Here is a 16,424-nt window from a genome sequence, read left to right on the forward strand (position 1 = left end):
TGGATTCGCTGGCGTGGCCGAATCGGGCGGACCGGAAATCGTGGGCGGAGGTAGCGGCACGCTCGCGCGGCCCGGTCCGGCGCTCTCCGGCGCCACCGGCGCCCCGCCCTGGTACTGGGCCGACGACCAGCCCGGGGGGACCGCCTGGGTCTGGCCCGAGCCGACTGTCGGCGTGGCGGCCCGGGTCCGGTCCGGCAGCCCACCCGTCGGGATGACCTGGGTGTTGTCCGACGAACCGACCGCCGGAATCGGCCCGGTCCGATCGGACGAACCAACCACCGGGATCGGCTCGGTCCGGTCCGACGAACCAACCACCGGGATCGGCTCGGTCCGGTCCGACGAACCAACCACCGGGATCGGTTCGGTCCGACCCGACGAACCGACCACCGGGATCGGTTCGGTCCGACCCGACGAACCGACCACCGGGATCGGTTCGGTCCGATCGGACGAACCGACCGCTGGGATGGGCTGGGTCGGATCCGACCCGGTGCCTGGGCCGGTCGGGGTCTGGTTCGGCCGCACGGCCGGAGTAGCGGCCCGGGCCGGAGTAGCGGCCCGGGCCGGAGTAGCGGCCCGGGCCGGAGCCGTGCCGGCCGCCGGAACGGCTGCCCGGCCCGGCAGCGGAGCCGTTGCCTGCTGGTTCGCGCGGTCCACCGGACCAACCTGCGGGTTCGGAGCGGGCGGCGGGACCACCCTGGCCGCCCCGGTGGCCGGCGGTTGCCCGGCCTGCTGCGAAACCGGCGGCGACGGGGCCGGCGGCAGGGGACGTGCCGCCCCGTAGGCGGCCGGCACCCCTACGCCGTACGAGTTGACCGAGGAAGCCGGCGGCGTCGAACCGACCGGAGTCGCCGGGGAAGCTGGTGGTGCCGAAGGAGAGGAGGAAGAAAGAGGAGGAGATGCCGGGGAGGCCGGCTGGGCCGGCGAGACGGGAGCGGCCGGCTGGGCCGGGGAGGCGGGCGGCGTCGGCGGCGTCGAGGAGACGGCGGCAGGGGCCGGCGGCTTCGGGCGGGCCGTTCCGGAAGCCGCTCCGGGGGCCGGGCGGGGTGTCTCCGGCGTTGGGTCGGGCCGATCTACCCCCGCCGGGGCACCCGGCTGGGGCACACTGGCCCTACCGGACGTCGGGCGCCCGCCCGGGGCCCGGTCGGACGGTGAACTCGCCGAAACCCCCTGCTCGGGCGGGGTCGGAGGCCGCTGGTCGGGCGACGTTGGTGCCGGGGTACGCGACTCGTCCATCCAACCCGAGTGTGAATCTTCACTCTCCACCGGCCCCTCCTCCCAGTCGGCAAATGGCTCTAGGTGACACTACTTCCGTCCGAACACTAAGCGGCGCCCGGATCAAGTTGGAGTGGGACAACGCTCCTCCGGCACACGCCGCCTAGATTCCGTTAGCCAGCGTCGGCGAACGAGGGAGCGTGGAAGATGGATTTCGACGTCACGGTTGAGATCCCCAAGGGTCACCGCAACAAATACGAGGTCGACCACGCGACCGGCCGGATCAGGCTGGACCGTACCCTCTTCACCTCGACCCAGTACCCGGCGGACTACGGCTTCATCGAGGGCACCCTCGGCGAGGACGGCGACCCGCTCGACGCCCTGGTCCTGGTCCCCGAGCCGACCTTCCCCGGCTGCCTGATCCGCTGCCGGACTATCGGGATGTTCCGGATGAAGGACGAGAAGGGCGGGGACGACAAGGTCCTCTGCGTGCCCTACGAGGACCCCCGCCAGGAGCACCTGCGCGACATTCACCACCTGGGCGAGTTCGACCGCCTGGAGATCCAGCACTTCTTCGAGGTCTACAAGGATCTGGAGCCGGGCAAGTCGGTGGAGGGCGCGACCTGGGTCGGCCGCACCGAGGCCGAGGCGGAGATCCGGGCGTCGATCCGGCGCCAGCAGGAGGCCGAGGAGAACGGCACCGCCTTCGCGCACTGAGCGCGTACGGGCCCGCCGGCCGCGAGTCGGCCGGCGGGTATCGGACCGGGTGGAACCCGGTCGTTCCGGCAGCCGTGCCGAACACCGGCTGCCCGGGGTGGGCGACACCGGGCGGTCAGCCGAGCAGGCCACGTACCTGGGCGTAGAGGCCGAGCACGGCACAGGCCACCGGCACCACCGAGACCACCATCAGGGTGTCGACCAGGTCGGCGGCCCGGCCGAGGTACGGCGAAGGGGCCCGGTCCGCGTACGCGGCGCCCGCGCCGACGGTCACCAGGGCCAGCAGCAGTCCCGCCCCGACCAGCACCAGCAGCCCGTCCGGACCGGAACGGGCGATCAGCGCCAGCCCGAGCACCACGAAGCCGAGGATGCCGGCGACCACCATCGGCACCCGCTGGCGGACCGTGACGAAGAGCCGGGAGCGCAGCAGCAGCGCCGCCGACGCGACCGCCACCAGGAGGCGGCCGGCGAACCCGCCGGCCAGCACGAGCAGTCCGGCGGCGACCGTGGCGAGCGCGGCGTGCCCGATCAACATGCCGGTGAGCAGTTCCTCGGTACGGGCGACCGCGGCGAACACCCGTCCCCGCTCGGGTCGCTCCCGTGCCCCGTCGAGCGGGCCCCCGGCGGCGGTGAAGCCCTCCGTACCGTCGGTGCCGGCGGGCAGGGTGATCGGCGGCATCGGCAGCTTGCCGAACCGGATCGCCAGCAGCGGTAGCACCCCGATCCCACAGACCAGCACCGACAGCAGGATCGCGGCGGCGCCACCGGCGGAGAGCGCGAACCCGGCCAGCGCGGTCAGCGCGCCGAGCAGGCCGACCGTGGCACCGGCCGCGAAGATCCGCAGCCCGGCGGCCACCCCGACCGCTCCGAGTACGGCGACCAGCAGCAGCGCCACCGAGCCGGCCAGTGCCTCGGGCGCGCCGAGCCAGCGCAGCGGCGCCAGTACCCCGGCCGGGTCACCGGAGGCGATCGTCAGCGCGCCACCGGCAAACGCGTACGGCAGTGCGTAACCGCCGAGCGCGGCGCCGGCCGCGGCGTCGCCGTACGCCCGGGAGGCGACCACCCCGGCGAGCGCCAGCAGTACGGCGATGACCAGGGCGGCGATCGGCCCGAGCCCGCTCCCCGGCCCGCCCGCGAGGACCGCCACCAGCCCGACCGCGAGCAGGCCACCGGCTCCGGCCAGGCTGGCCGCCCGGGTCGCCGGGCCGGACCAGGCGGCACCCCGGCGACGTGCCCCGTCGGCGATCGCCTCCACGACGTCGTCGTACTCGAGTTCCGGCCACTGCGCCTGGGCCGGTACGAGATGCAGCACCTCGCCGTCGCGTACGCCCTGCGGGAGCAGCGCCTGACCGTTCTGCAGGACAGCGCCGTCGGTACGTCGCAGCACCCAGCCGCCGTGCCGCTCGCCGTCGTCGGCCAGCCCGTCCCCGGCGTGTCGGAGGACTTCGGGCAGGAGTTCGGCGAGCGGTAGATGCTCCGGCAGCGCGACGTCCACCCGGCGCTGGGGTGCGCTGATGGTGACCCTGGCCAGTCCGCTACTCATCGACAATCCTCCATCACCGGCCGGCCACGGCTGCGCAGACGACCGCACTTTACCTACCATGAGCCGGGCTTGGCCGACCGAACGTCAGGGGGAGATCGGATGAGCGGGCGCGGTGCCGTCCCCGACGGTGGCGTTCGGACGGTCGCGGCACACTTCGACCGGACGACCACAAGGTACTTCGGCCGGACGGCCGGCACGTACACCTGGAGGGCGGCGGCGTGAGCACGGTCGTGATCAAGCGGCCGCCGCGCCGCCCCGCGCCGGACATCCCGACCGGCGAACTGCCGGTCGACCCGCCGCCGGAGATCCCGGCCGCCACCGGTGGTCGGATGCAGCAGCTCATGATGGTGCTGCCGATGCTCGGCGGCTCGGTCGCGATGGCGATGATGTTCGGTCGGGGCGGCGGGGCGTACTCCTACGTGGTCGGCGCGATGTTCGGAGTCTCGTCGTTGGCCATGCTCGCCTCCTCCTGGGGCAGCGCCTCCGGCACCCCGAAGAAGGCCGAGATGATGGCGGCCCGCCGGGAGTACCTGCGGCACCTGGCCACGCTGCGCCGCCGGGTCCGGGAGACCGCCGGCAAGCAGCGTGCCGGCCTCTTCTACCGACACCCCGACCCGGCCCGGCTCTGGTCCACGGTGGGCAGTCACCGGGTCTGGGAGCGCCGTCCGGCCGACCCGGACTTCGGCGTGGTCCGGGTGGCGGTCGGCCCGCAGACCCTGGCCACTCCGCTCATTCCACCGGTGACCCGGCCGTTGGAGGATCTGGAGCCGATGACGGCCGGCGCGCTGCGTCGGTTCCTGGACGCGTACGCGGTGGTGCCGGACCTACCGGTCGCGCTCTCGCTGCGGGCCTTCGCCCGGGTGTTCGTCCGGGGTGACGCGCCCCGGGCCGAGCTGGGCCGTCCCGAGCTGGGCCGTCCCGAGCTGGGCTGGACCGAGTCCGGTCTCGGCGCTCCGGGGACCGGCGCGGAGGGCGCCCAGGCGTTGGCCCGGGCGATGCTGACCCAGCTCTCCGTCTTCCATGCCCCGGACGAGCTGCTGGTCGCGGTCTGCGCCGGGCCGGAGCGCCGGCCGCTCTGGGAGTGGCTCAAGTGGCTGCCGCACGCCGCCCACCCGAGCCGGGTCGACGCGCTCGGTCCGGTACGCCTGGTGGCGAGCAGTGCCGTCGAGTTGGAGGCGCTGCTCGACGAGGTGATCGGCAACCGGTCCCGGTTCAGCCCGGCCGGGCCGGCGACCGACGGGCCACACGTGGTGGTGGTGCTCGACGGCGGGGACCTCACCGGCGCGACGGCCCTGGTCAGCGACGGCGGCATCGACGCGGTGACGATCGTCGACCTGGACAGCCCGCCGCCCCGCCTGCTGGACCGGTCGATGCTGGTGCTGGAGGTGCGCGCCGGGCGGTTGAACACGTACTCGATGGACGGGCAGGCCGAGGTGGGCACGCCGGACCGGCTGACCGTGGTGGAGGCCGAGGCGGTCGCCCGCCGGCTCGCCCCGCTGCGGCTGGCCGCCGCCGCCAAGGGCGCCGACACCCCGCTGAACGCCGAGATGGGGCTCGCCGAGTTGCTCGGCATCGGCGACCCGGACAACTTCACCACGGCGCAGGGCTGGGCGCCGCGACCGGCCCGGGACCGGCTGCGGGTGCCGATCGGGGTGGCCGGCGACGGCGGCGCGATCGAACTGGACCTGAAGGAGTCGGCGCAGGACGGCATGGGTCCGCACGGGCTGCTCATCGGCGCGACCGGCTCGGGCAAGTCCGAGCTGCTCCGTACGCTGGTGCTCGGGCTCGCCGCCACGCACTCCTCCGAGGCGCTCAACTTCGTCCTGGTCGACTTCAAGGGTGGCGCGACCTTCTCCTCGCTGGACCGGTTGCCGCACACCGCCGCGGTGATAACCAACCTGGCCGACGAGTTGCCCCTGGTCGACCGGATGGTGGACGCGATCAACGGCGAGCTGATCCGCCGCCAGGAGTTGCTCCGCCGGGCCGGCAACTTCGCCTCGCTGCGCGACTACGAGAAGGCCCGGGGCGGTGGGGCGGCGCTCGCCCCGCTGCCGTCGCTGCTGATCATCTGCGACGAGTTCTCCGAACTGCTCTCCGCCAAGCCCGACTTCATCGATCTCTTCGTGCAGATCGGACGGCTGGGTCGGTCGCTCGGCGTACACCTGCTGCTGGCCTCGCAGCGGCTGGAGGAGGGACGGCTGCGCGGGCTGGACACGCACCTCTCGTACCGGATCGGGTTGCGGACGTTCTCGGCACTGGAGTCGCGGGCGGTGCTCGGCGTGCCGGACGCGTACGAGTTGCCCCGCTCCCCCGGACACGGGTACCTCAAGTTCGGCACCGAGCCGCTGGTCCGGTTCAAGGCGGCGTACGTCTCCGGCGCCTTCCGCCGCGACGGGCTCGGCGGGGCCGGCGGTGGCCAGTCCGGCGCTCCCCGCCTGCTGAACTACTCGACCCACTTCGTGCCGGTGCCCGATCCGGTGACCACCGCCGCCCCGGTGCCGGAGGAGGTTCCGGCCGGGCAGAGCCTGCTCGACGTGATGGTCTCCCGGCTGGTCGGGCAGGGGCCGCCGGCCCACCAGGTGTGGCTGCCGCCGCTGGCCCAGGCACCCGCCCTGGACGAACTGCTCGGCCCGGTGGTCAGCGACCCGGCCCGGGGGCTGACCTTCGGCAACCCGGAGCTGCACGGTGGGCTCCAGGTGCCGGTGGCGCTGATCGACAAGCCGTTCGAGCAGCGGCGTGACCTGCTCTGGCTGGCCCTGGACTCGGCCGCCGGCCACGTCGCCGTCGTCGGCGGGCCGCAGAGTGGCAAGTCGACCCTGCTGCGCACGCTGATCTGCGGGCTGGCGCTCACCCACACCCCGGCCGAGGTGCAGGTCTACTGTCTGGACTTCGGCGGTGGCGCGTTGGCCGCGCTGCGCGACCTGCCGCACGTCGGCGGGGTGGCCGGGCGGCTCGACACGGCCGCCGTACGTCGCACCATCGGCGAGATCTCCACCCTGCTCGCCGAGCGGGAGCGGCGCTTCGCCGACCTCGGGGTCGACTCGATGGTGGCGTACCGCAAGCGGCGCGCGGCCGGTGGTGCCGGGCCCGGTGCCGACCCGTTCGGGGACGTGTTCCTGGTGGTCGACGGCTGGCCGACGCTGCGCGGCGAGTACGACGACCTGGAGCCGATGATCACCGACATCGCCACCCGTGGCCTCTCGTACGGGGTACACGTGGTTGCCGCCGCGCCGCGCTGGATGGACTTCCGCCCGGCCATCCGGGACCTGTTCGGCTCCCGGCTCGAACTGCGTCTCGGCGACCCGACCGACTCGATCGTCTCGCGTAAGTCGGCGGCGAACGTGCCGGAGAAGACGCCGGGTCGGGGCATCACCGCCGAGAGCCTGCACTTCCTCACCGCGCTGCCCGGACTGGCCAGCCTCGGTGGCGACACCCCTTCGTTGATCAAGGCGGTGGCCAGCGGCTGGTCCGGCCCACCCGCGCCCCGGGTGCGGCTGCTCCCGCCGGTGCTGCCGTACGCGGAGGTGGACCTGGCCGGGACCATCGGCCTGCGGCTGCCGATCGGCATCGCCGAGGCGGACCTGCGGCCGGTCGCGCTCGACTTCGCCAGCGAACCGCACTTCCTGCTCTTCGGCGACGCGGAGTGCGGCAAGTCGTCGTTCCTGCGCGCGCTCGCCACCACGATCACCAACCGGTTCACCCCGGAGCAGGCGCGGGTGATCCTGGTCGACTACCGGCGCAGCCTGCTCGGGGTGATCCAGAGCGAACACCTGATCGGGTACGGCACCGCGGCCGCCGCCACCGCCGAGTTGATCGAGTCGGCGGCCGGTTACATGCAGCGCCGGCTGCCCGGCCCGGACGTCACCCCCGCCCAGTTGAAGGACCGGTCCTGGTGGACCGGGCCGGAGCTGTTCGTCCTGGTCGACGACTACGACCTGGTCGCGACCGGGCCGTCGAACCCGCTGCGACCGCTGGAGGAGTTCCTGCCGCAGGCCCGGGACATCGGGCTGCACCTGGTGCTGACCCGCCGGTCCGGTGGCGCGTCCCGGTCCCTTTACGAGCCGATCATCCAGCGGCTACGCGAGCTTTCCTCGCCCGGCCTGGTGATGTCCGGGGACAAGGACGAGGGTGCTCTGGTGGGTGCGGTGCGCCCCGGCCCGATGCCACCGGGACGGGGTCGGCTGGTGACGCGCAAGGAGGGCGTACGGCTGATCCAACTCGCCCATCTGCCCCCGGTGTGATCGATTCACCTCGTTTGCCCCGCCACCACAGTGAAAAGGGGTAACCTCCGTGCATCACGTTTCCACCGGGGTGAAATGGCCAAGCTGTGACAGGGCTGGTGTACCGAGACCGTCGTGCCGGAGCACGGGCTGCCGTGTCGGCGCTGCTCGCCATGCTCGGGGTCGGTCTGGCCCTGGCCGGTCCGGCGATGGCGACGGCCGCGCCGCGTACCCGGCCGGCGTTGGCGACCCAACCGGTGGCGATGCCGGTCAAGGCCGACAGTGTCCGGGACGAGCAGTGGCAGCTCGACAAGTTCGACGCCAAGGCGCTCTGGAAACTCTCGACCGGCGAGGGCGTCACCGTCGCGGTGATCGACTCAGGGGTCGACAGCAAGCATCCCGACCTCGCCGGCCAGGTGTTGCCCGGCACCGACCTGGTACAGCCGGGCGGTAACGGGCAGACGGACCCGGTCGGTCACGGCACAACGGTGGCCGGGCTGATCGCCGGTCGCAACGACGACACCCGTGGGGTGGCCGGGCTGGCGCCGAAGGCGAAGATCCTGCCGGTCCGGGTGCTGGACGCGGAGAACCGCTACGACGACGCGATGATCGTGGCGAAGGGTCTGCGTTGGGCGGTGGACAACGGCGCCCGGGTGGTCAACCTCTCCCTCGGCGGCACCGGCACCAGCCCGGCCCTGGCCGCCGCGCTCGACTACGCGTTCGTCCGGGACGTGGTCGTCGTCGCCTGTACGGGCAACAAGGGCGTCTCCGCCTCGACCGACATCTGGTACCCGGCCCGGGAGCCGGGCGTGGTCGCCGTCTCGGGCATGGAACGCGACACCGACCGGCTCTGGTCCGACTCGATCACCGGTCGACAGACGGTGCTGACCGCCCCGGCGACCGGCCTCTACGGGGCCGGTCGGGACGGCGGCTACTGGCGGGTCCAGGGCACCAGCTTCGCGGCGCCGATGGTCACCGCGTCGGCCGCCCTGGTCCGGTCCAGGTGGCCGCACATGTCCGCCGCCGACGTGGTGAACCGGTTGGTCCGCACCGCCCGCGACCTGGGACCGGCTGGCCGTGACGACCAGTTCGGCTTCGGTCTGGTCAACCCGCTCGCGGCGTTGCAGTCCCAGGTCGACGCGGTGCCCCGCAATCCGCTCGACGACAACGACTCCCCCGGTGAGTCCGGCTTCGGGCCGGCACCGGGCGTCAACTCGGCGAGCGGGACGGGCAGCCAACAGCCGGACGAGTCGCACGTCCCCACGCCGGGCAACCGGATCCGTTGGGCGGCTCAGCCAGCCGGCGGCCTGGAGGGACCGGCCGGACCGCCGGAGGTCTGGGTCGGCAGCCTGCTCCTGGTGGTCGTACTCGTCGGCAGCGCGCTGCTGGTGAACCGGATCCAGCACGCGCAGGGCGTACCGGGTCGGGTGTGGCGGCTGCGCGGACAACGGGATCGGACGCTCACCGAGCCACCACCCGCCGGACCGGACCCCACCCCGGAACCGTCAAGCGAATCCTGACGGAATCGCGGTCGGCCCGGGGCTAGTCTCACCCGGTGGTCGAGATCAACACCGAACGCCTGATCCTGCGCGACTGGCAGGAATCCGATCTTCCGATCTGGGCCGCGATGAACGCGGACCCGGAGGTACGCGAGCATCTCGGCCGGCTCCTCACCGCGCAGGAGGCGGCGGACTCGATGCGGCGTTTCCAGGAGGACCTCGACCGCAACGGCTTCGGCTTCTGGGCCGTACAGGTCAGGTCGACCGGCGAGTTCGTCGGGTTCACCGGGCTGGACCGGGTGGACGAGGGTCTGCCCTTCGACGGGGTGGAGATCGGCTGGCGGTTGGCCCGGCCCGGATGGGGACACGGGTACGAGACCGAAGCGGCGCGGGCGGCGCTGGCGTACGGTTTCGGCCCGGTCGACCTGCCCGAGATCCTGGCCGTCACGGCCACCACCAACCTGCGCTCGCAGGCGGTGATGCGCCGGCTCGGCATGACCACCGATCCGGCGGAGGACTTCGACGACCCGGAGCCGGACTCGCCCCAACTGCGCCGCCAGGTCCTCTATCGCAAACGCCGCGACTAGCGGCTCCGCCGGTCGCGACGCCGCTCGTCGCCGTCACCGCCGGACCTCTCCGCCGCCTGCCCCGGGGCTAGGTGCAGGCGCCGGTCCCGGTGGCCCGGGTACGTTCGGCGCCGGCCTCGGCCACCGGCTTGGCCTCCTCGGCGGTCACCGCGAAGCCGGTGTTCGGATCGTCCGCCGCCGCGGCGAAGATGACGCCGAGCACCTGCCCGTTCGGCGCGACCAACGGGCCGCCGGAGTTGCCGCTCTGCACCAGTGACCGGATGGTGTAGATCTCCCGGGTGACGTCCCCGGAGTCGTAGATGTTCGGACCGGTGATCTTGGTGACGTCCCGGACCCGGGCCGCCTGGGCGTTGTACGGCCCGTCCAGTGGGAAGCCGAGCACGATGGCGTCCGCCTCGCTCGCCGCCTGGCGCGGCGCGAACGGCATCACCGGCGCGGTCAGCCCCGGCACGTAGATCACGGCCAGGTCGCGTTCCGGGTCGTAGACGACCACCCGGCCGCTGTGCCGGTCGCCCTCGACCTCCACCGAGACGGTCTTGGTCCCGGCGACCACGTGCGCGTTGGTCATCACCCGGTCGTCGGCGTAGACAAAGCCGGAGCCCTCGATCCGGCGGGAGCAGGAGGGGGCGGACCCGAGCACCTTCACCACCGACCGCTGCCCGTTGACCACCACCTGCGAACCGGCGAGTGCCGGATCAGGCGGGGCCACCTCCCGGGCCCGGGTCGGGGCCAGGCCGCCGAACACGTCCGGGAAGCCGTTCGTGTCGACCGTGTCCCGCAACTGGTTCGAGAGGGCCTGGGCCTGCGCCGGCAACACCTTGTCGACCACGCCGAGCAGTGCGCTGTGGCGTACCGCGCTGGCCAGTCCGGGCAGCGACGACGACCCGAGCGGGACCGCGACCAGCCAGGCGACCAGCAGCACCGCGAAGAGCGAGACAAAGGCACCACCGATGTCGTCGGCCTTGCGCCCCACCGGGCTGCTGATCGCGTGCCGCAGGTGCGAACCGACCCAGCCGGAGAGGGTCTGGCCGAGCACCGCCAGCCCGAAGATCGCGATCAGCGCGACCAGGATCCGCATCGCCTCGCCGGAGAACTGCTCGGCCAGGAGCGGGCCGAGTTGCAGTCCGATCAACGCGCCGACGAAGAACCCGACGAAGGAGAGCGCGCCGATGACAAAGCCCTGTCGATAGCCGGTGATGGCGAACACCAGCATGAGCAGGATCAGGACCACATCCACCACCGACACGGGTCCAGACTACGGGGGCGGCGCCCGGTAGATGACAGCCCGCTCGGAGTGGCCCGGAATCAACGCCCGGTAATGGCGGCTCCGTTCGCCGGTCCGGAGTCGGCCAGTTCGTCCTCGTCGTCCCCGCCCGCGTACGGGGCCGGGGCGGCACCGACCGGTGGAAGCTCGACAATTCGGTCCTGTGGCCAGGGCCGGTCCCACCCGCCCATGCCGAGCAGGGCACCCAGCACCCCGGCGGTGAAGCCCCAGACGAGCATGCCCCGGACCTGGAAGGCGGGGCCGATCCAGCCGCTGGGGTGGCGGACCCGTACCCGGTTGGCCGGGTCGACCAGTTCGGCGACCGGCAGTCGGGCGACGTGCGCGACCTCGTCCGGCTCCCGGGCGTGCACCGGGTGCGGCTCGTGCCACCAGGCGAGGATCGGGGTGACCACGAAGTCGCTCACCGGGATCCAGAGCGGCGGGAGTTGCGCCAGCACGGTCACGGTGGACGGGTCGAGACCGACCTCCTCCTCCGCCTCGCGCAGCGCGGTCGCGACCGGACCCGAGTCGTCCGGGTCGGCGGCGCCGCCGGGAAACGCCGGCTGTCCGGCGTGGGTACGCATTCTCGCGGCGCGCTGGAGCACCAGTACGTCGGGTCCGTGCGCCGGGTCCTCGCCGAGCAGGACCAGCACGGCGCTGGCCCGGCCGCCACTGGTCGGCGTACGGAGTTGGGTGAAGTCCTCGGTGCGCGCGGTCCTGACCCGGCTGACCAGCGGCTCACACCACGGGGGAAGTTCGGTGCTCATGCCGGCGCCACCACCCCGAGGTGCCGCTCGACCAGGGCGGCCAGGGTGGAGTCGTCGAGCGCGCCGGAGACGTCGAGGTGCCGGACCCGCCCCTGCCCGTCGACAAAGACGGTGGTGGGGAGTCCGGGCGCGGCGAGCCCGAGCCGTGCCTTCTCGGCCGGATCGAAGAGGGTCGGGAAGGTCAGGCCGAGTTCGTCGGCCAGGTCCCGGGCGTCGTCCCGGTCGGGGTCCCGGCTGTCCACCCCGATGACGTGCAGCTTCCCGCTGGTCCGGTCGGCGAGCCGTTGGAAGGCCGGCAGTTCCTTGCGGCACGGCGGGCACCAGGAGGCCCAGAGGTTGATCACCGCAGGGCCGCGTACGGCACCGAGCGACACCTCCGCGCCACCGGTGAAGCAGGGCAGCGCCACGTCCGGCAGGGGCTTGCTCGACCCGTCCGGCCGCCCGGCCGACCCGTCGGTGGGTGCGCCGGCCGGCGACTCGGTCAACCCGGCGCAGTCGGCGAACGGTGCCGGCCGCTCGGGTGCCGGAGCGGCCGGACCGGACCGGCCACAGGCCGCCGTGGCGAGCAGGAGCAGGGGCAGCAGCAGCCCGGCGAGTGGTCGTCTCACGGCGCCTCAGCCGCCACCGCCGCCACCGGGACGAGCGTCGGGTCGATGCCGGCCTGGACCGCGAGTTCCCGGGCCCGTGGCCCCTTGAGCAGCTTGGCGGCGGCCGGCGCCTCGGTGGGGCCGAGGCCGTACGACGGGCAGAGCGGGGCGAGGGTGCAGGCGCCGCAGGCGGGCGTACGGGCGTGGCAGACCCGCCGGCCGTGGAAGATCACCCGGTGCGAGAGCATGGTCCAGTCGCGCTTCGGGAACAGCGCCCCGACCGCGTGTTCGATCTTGACCGGGTCGGTCTCCTCGGTCCACTTCCACCGGTGGGTCAGTCGCTGGAAGTGCGTGTCGACCGTGATGCCCGGCACGTCGAAGGCGTTGCCGAGGATGACGTTCGCCGTCTTGCGCCCGATCCCGGGCAGGGTCACCAGGTCGGTCAGCTTGCCCGGCACCTGGCCGTCGTACCGCTCGACCAGCGCCCGCCCCAGGTTGATCAGCGAGGTGGTCTTGTTGCGGAAGAAGCCGGTCTGGTGGATCAGCTCCTCCACCTCGGCCCGGTCCGCCGCGGCGTAGTCCTCGGCCGTGCGGTAGCGGGCGAAGAGTTTCGGCGTGACCTCGTTGACCTTCTTGTCGGTGGCCTGCGCGGAGAGGATCGTGGCCACGGCGAGTTGCAACGGTCCGTCGTGGTCCAACTCGCAGTGGGCGTCCGGGTGCGTCTCGGCCAACACCCGGCCCATCCGGCGGGCCCGTCGCTTGCGGCCGAGGTCGGTCTCGACACGCGGGGCAGGGGTACGACTCACGTCGGTCAGCCTACGTCGGCCCACCGACCTCCCGGTCGATCCTGCCGGTCAGGTGGCCGGAGCGATCTTCCCGGTCGGGTCGAAGGCCGGAGCCGTGCCGGCGAAGTCCGCCTCGGATAGCTCCCGTACCGCCTTCAGCCCGCGCCGCTGACCGTCCGGGGTCGGCTTGCCGGCACCGTTCATGTACGTCGAGACGAACTCGCCGCCGGCCCAGCCCCCGTCGGCGGTGAGCGACACCTTCAGCACCCCGCCCCAGCCCAGTCGACCGCTGTTGTTCAGCGCCCCGGCGCCACCGGCGAAGTTGCCCAGGCTGTACGCGATCAGCCGCCCCCGGTAGAACTCCATCCCGCGCAGCACGTGCGGCCCGTGCCCGACAATCAGGTCCGCCCCGGCGTCGACCATCGCGTGCGAGAACTTGATCGGGTCGCCCCGGTTCTCCCCGAGGAACATCTCCGTACCGGGCCTGACGTGGATCTTGTCGCTTCCCTCGCCGCCCATGTGCGCCTGCACCACCACCAGGTCGGCCATGCCGGTCGCCTTCTTCACCAGCTTCTCGGCCACCGGGATGTTGATCACGCTGTTGTTCCAGGCGTACGCGGAGAAGCCGATCACGGCGACCTGCACGCCCTCGACCTCGAGCACGGTGATCTCGTTCGGCGCCCCGGTGTGCGCCAGCCCCTGCTCCCTGAGGTGCCGCTGGGTGTTGCGGTAACCCGCCGGCCCGAAGTCGTTGCCGTGGTTGTTGGCCTGGTTGAGCAGCTCGAAGCCGGCGTCCTTGAGGTGCGCGGCGTACGCCGGGGGGACCCGGAACTGGTGGCACTGGGTGGCGTCGGCGCCGCACTTGGAGGTGCCGGTGTCGTCCGTTATCGGTTCTTCCAGGTTGCCCATCACCAGGTCGGCGGCGAGTGCCTGCTTGACCGGGTCGAAGAAACCCTTGCCCCCGTTCGGCGGCAGCCGGTCCGGGGCGTTGCCCATGATGATGTCGCCGGTCGCGGACAACGAGATGACCTTGGGGGCGCTCGGGGTGGGACTCGGCGTCTCCGTGTCACCGGCACCGGCGGAGGACTCGACCTGCCACCGGGGCGCGGAGGAGTTACCGCCGAGCAGACGTACGGCGGCCAGCCCGGCGAGCGCCACGCCGAGCAGCAGCACCAGGACCGCCCCGGCCACCAGGACGGAACGGCCGGAGCCACGACGCTTCCGGCGCGGGGCTGACGGGGTACGGCTGCTGTCGTACATCGATCGCGACGCTACATAACCCGCTGACCTGCCGAGGTCCACCATTCGGACGGGGAGGACCGGTCACCTCGGTCGGCAATATTCGGACGTCCGGGACGGACCGGCGGTGAGGCACCCATTGGCCCGGCTGGCCGGGGCGTCGCCGGCCGCCCGGGTGGACGGAGGTGCCTGGCGCGCGGATGATAGCCGTTGTCATGGTCGGACGGGTTACCGTGCCGGATCAAGTTTCCAGGGGTGCACCCCCGGATCCCGTTGACGTGCGCTTAGACTTGGCGGCGCGCGACGGATCATCGGCCGGCGGACCCGGCCGGCGGGGTGCGCGCAGTCGGAGGTGCGCGATGGACGAGGTTTTGGCCCGCAGCGGGATCTTCCAGGGCGTAGACCCGGAAGCGGCCGAGGCGCTCGCCAAGGAGATGGAGACGATTGACGTCCGCAAGGGCGAAATCGTCTTTAACGAGGGCGAACCCGGTGACAGCCTCTATATCCTACTCACCGGCAAGATCAAGGTCGGTCGACGCGCCGCGGACGGCCGACAGAATCTGATCGCCGTGATGGGTCCGTCGGACATGGTCGGGGAGTTGTCCCTCTTCGACCCGGGTCCGCGTACGGCCACCGCTACCGCGGTCACCGACACGAAGCTCGTACGGCTGCGCAAGCAGGCGCTGCGGCCCTGGCTGGCCAACCGGCCGGAGATAGCCGAGCAACTGCTCCGGGTGCTCGCCCGCAGGCTGCGCCGGACGAACGACTCGCTCGCCGACCTGATCTTCACGGACGTGCCGGGTCGGGTGGCGAAGAACCTGCTCCAGATGGCGGGCCGGTTCGGCACCCGGGACGGCGGCGTCCTGCGGGTCACGCACGACCTGACCCAGGAGGAGATCGCCCAGCTCGTCGGCGCCTCCCGGGAGACGGTGAACAAGGCGCTGGCCGACTTCGCCTCGCGTGGCTGGCTGCGGCTGGACGGCAAGAGCATCATCATCCTCGACCCGGAGCGTCTGGCCCGTCGCGCCCGCGTCTGAGCCACACCACGTACGGCACCAGCGGGAATCGCCCAGCGGCGGTTCCCGCTTCTGCTGTCCCTGATCGTCCCCGCGCATGCCCCGAATCCCCGATCGGCTGCCGAGTCGGACTTTCTGCTCTCTGCTAAAACGCCTGGACCGGGTCGCCGGGTGCGGGCCAGGCTGGGGCGATGTGGAAGAGCGTCGCCGTCCTCTCCGACATCCACGGGGTCCTGCCCGCGCTCGACGCGGTGCTCGCCGAACCGGAGGTCGCCTCCGCCGACCGGATCGTGCTGACCGGTGACCTCGCCGCCGGTCCGCAACCGGTCGAGGTGCTGGACCGACTGGTCGCGCTCGGCGACCGGGTGGTCTGGGTGCGGGGCAACGCCGACCGGGAGCTGGTCGAGCACCGGGCCGGCAAGGAGTCCACGATCCGGGACCCGATCGCGCCCTGGGCCGCCGAGCAGCTCCGCGACGACCAGCTCGAACTGCTCGCCGGTATGCCGGAGTCGGTCACGCTGCCGGTCACCGGGCTCGGCAGCGTGCTGTTCTGCCACGCGACCCCGCGCGACGACGAGGAGGTCGTGCTGGTCGACTCGCGGCTGGAGCGGTGGGCGGAGGTCTTCGCCGGGCTGCCGGACGAGGTGGAGACGGTGGTCTGCGGGCACACCCACATGCCGTACGTCCGGCTCGCGCATCGGCGGTTGGTGGTGAACCCGGGCAGCGTCGGCATGCCGTACGGGCGCTCGGGCGCGCACTGGGCTCTGCTCGGGCCGGGCGTGCAGTTGCGGCGGACGGCGTACGACATCGAGGCGGCTTGTGTTCGGGTCGCCGGGGAGTCGGGTTATGCCGAGGCTGGGGCTTGGGCTGACTATTACCTGCACTCGCGGGCTGGGGATGCTGAGGCGTTGGGGGTTTTCGGGGCTCGGGATGGGCGTTGAGGGTTTCGGGTGGGGGTTGGGGGCCAGCGTGCCCCGCTCTGGGCGGT

The 16,424-nt window shown here is 72.6% G+C and carries 13 protein-coding genes; 7 read left to right on the forward strand and 6 right to left on the reverse strand.

Going from position 1 to position 16,424, the window contains the following annotated elements; translation table 11 throughout:
• Window positions 1-40 precede the first annotated feature (40 nt).
• Window positions 41-781, forward strand: coding sequence for a hypothetical protein (locus tag ACI2K4_RS15210; RefSeq protein WP_404511565.1), 741 nt, complete (start codon window positions 41-43; stop codon window positions 779-781).
• Window positions 782-1,419: 638 nt separating this feature from the next.
• A complete protein-coding gene (locus ACI2K4_RS15215; RefSeq protein WP_404511567.1) occupies window positions 1,420-1,929 on the forward strand; it encodes an inorganic diphosphatase in 510 nt (169 codons plus the stop codon).
• 115 nt (window positions 1,930-2,044) lie between these two features.
• On the opposite strand, the gene eccD is transcribed toward ACI2K4_RS15215, so the two are convergent.
• On the reverse strand, window positions 2,045-3,472 hold the full coding sequence (gene eccD, locus ACI2K4_RS15220) for a type VII secretion integral membrane protein EccD (RefSeq protein WP_404511569.1): 1,428 nt from the start codon (window positions 3,470-3,472) through the stop codon (window positions 2,045-2,047).
• A 218-nt stretch (window positions 3,473-3,690) separates the two neighbouring features.
• Here eccD and eccCa point away from each other — a divergent pair, with 218 nt between their 5' ends.
• The 3 genes from eccCa to ACI2K4_RS15235 all read left to right on the forward strand — a co-directional run bounded on the left by eccCa (window position 3,691) and on the right by ACI2K4_RS15235 (window position 9,778).
• Window positions 3,691-7,713, forward strand: a complete 4,023-nt coding sequence (gene eccCa, locus ACI2K4_RS15225; protein WP_404511571.1) for a type VII secretion protein EccCa — start codon at window positions 3,691-3,693, stop codon at window positions 7,711-7,713.
• Window positions 7,714-7,799: 86 nt separating this feature from the next.
• Window positions 7,800-9,212, forward strand: coding sequence for a type VII secretion-associated serine protease mycosin (gene mycP, locus ACI2K4_RS15230; protein WP_404511573.1), 1,413 nt, complete (start codon window positions 7,800-7,802; stop codon window positions 9,210-9,212).
• 35 nt (window positions 9,213-9,247) lie between these two features.
• Window positions 9,248-9,778 carry a GNAT family N-acetyltransferase gene (locus tag ACI2K4_RS15235; RefSeq protein ID WP_404511575.1) on the forward strand — a complete coding sequence of 177 codons (531 nt, stop codon included), beginning with the start codon at window positions 9,248-9,250 and terminating at the stop codon, window positions 9,776-9,778.
• 67 nt (window positions 9,779-9,845) lie between these two features.
• On the opposite strand, the gene ACI2K4_RS15240 is transcribed toward ACI2K4_RS15235, so the two are convergent.
• The 5 genes from ACI2K4_RS15240 to ACI2K4_RS15260 all read right to left on the reverse strand — a co-directional run bounded on the left by ACI2K4_RS15240 (window position 9,846) and on the right by ACI2K4_RS15260 (window position 14,441).
• The gene (locus tag ACI2K4_RS15240) at window positions 9,846-11,024 is read right to left on the reverse strand and encodes a MarP family serine protease (protein WP_404511577.1); all 1,179 of its coding nucleotides are present in this window, start codon (window positions 11,022-11,024) and stop codon (window positions 9,846-9,848) included.
• Window positions 11,025-11,083: 59 nt separating this feature from the next.
• The gene (locus ACI2K4_RS15245; RefSeq protein ID WP_404511579.1) at window positions 11,084-11,809 is read right to left on the reverse strand and encodes an NUDIX hydrolase; all 726 of its coding nucleotides are present in this window, start codon (window positions 11,807-11,809) and stop codon (window positions 11,084-11,086) included.
• Window positions 11,806-12,417, reverse strand: a complete 612-nt coding sequence (locus ACI2K4_RS15250; RefSeq protein WP_404511581.1) for a TlpA family protein disulfide reductase — start codon at window positions 12,415-12,417, stop codon at window positions 11,806-11,808. The genes ACI2K4_RS15245 and ACI2K4_RS15250 overlap by 4 nt, the downstream gene beginning before the upstream one ends.
• Entirely contained in the window at window positions 12,414-13,139 is a 726-nt protein-coding gene (gene nth / locus ACI2K4_RS15255; RefSeq protein ID WP_404511847.1) for an endonuclease III, read from the reverse strand. Before nth ends, ACI2K4_RS15250 begins: the two co-directional genes overlap by 4 nt.
• 111 nt (window positions 13,140-13,250) lie before the next feature.
• Window positions 13,251-14,441 carry a CapA family protein gene (locus tag ACI2K4_RS15260; RefSeq protein ID WP_404511583.1) on the reverse strand — a complete coding sequence of 397 codons (1,191 nt, stop codon included), beginning with the start codon at window positions 14,439-14,441 and terminating at the stop codon, window positions 13,251-13,253.
• 338 nt (window positions 14,442-14,779) lie between these two features.
• Between ACI2K4_RS15260 and ACI2K4_RS15265 the strand changes: the two genes are divergently transcribed.
• On the forward strand, window positions 14,780-15,457 hold the full coding sequence (locus tag ACI2K4_RS15265) for a Crp/Fnr family transcriptional regulator (protein WP_404511585.1): 678 nt from the start codon (window positions 14,780-14,782) through the stop codon (window positions 15,455-15,457).
• A 170-nt stretch (window positions 15,458-15,627) separates the two neighbouring features.
• On the forward strand, window positions 15,628-16,377 hold the full coding sequence (locus tag ACI2K4_RS15270) for a metallophosphoesterase family protein (protein WP_404511587.1): 750 nt from the start codon (window positions 15,628-15,630) through the stop codon (window positions 16,375-16,377).
• Window positions 16,378-16,424: the final 47 nt, after the last annotated feature.

Source organism: Micromonospora sp. NPDC050397 (genome assembly GCF_044901685.1).
Taxonomy (GTDB): domain Bacteria; phylum Actinomycetota; class Actinomycetes; order Mycobacteriales; family Micromonosporaceae; genus Micromonospora_G.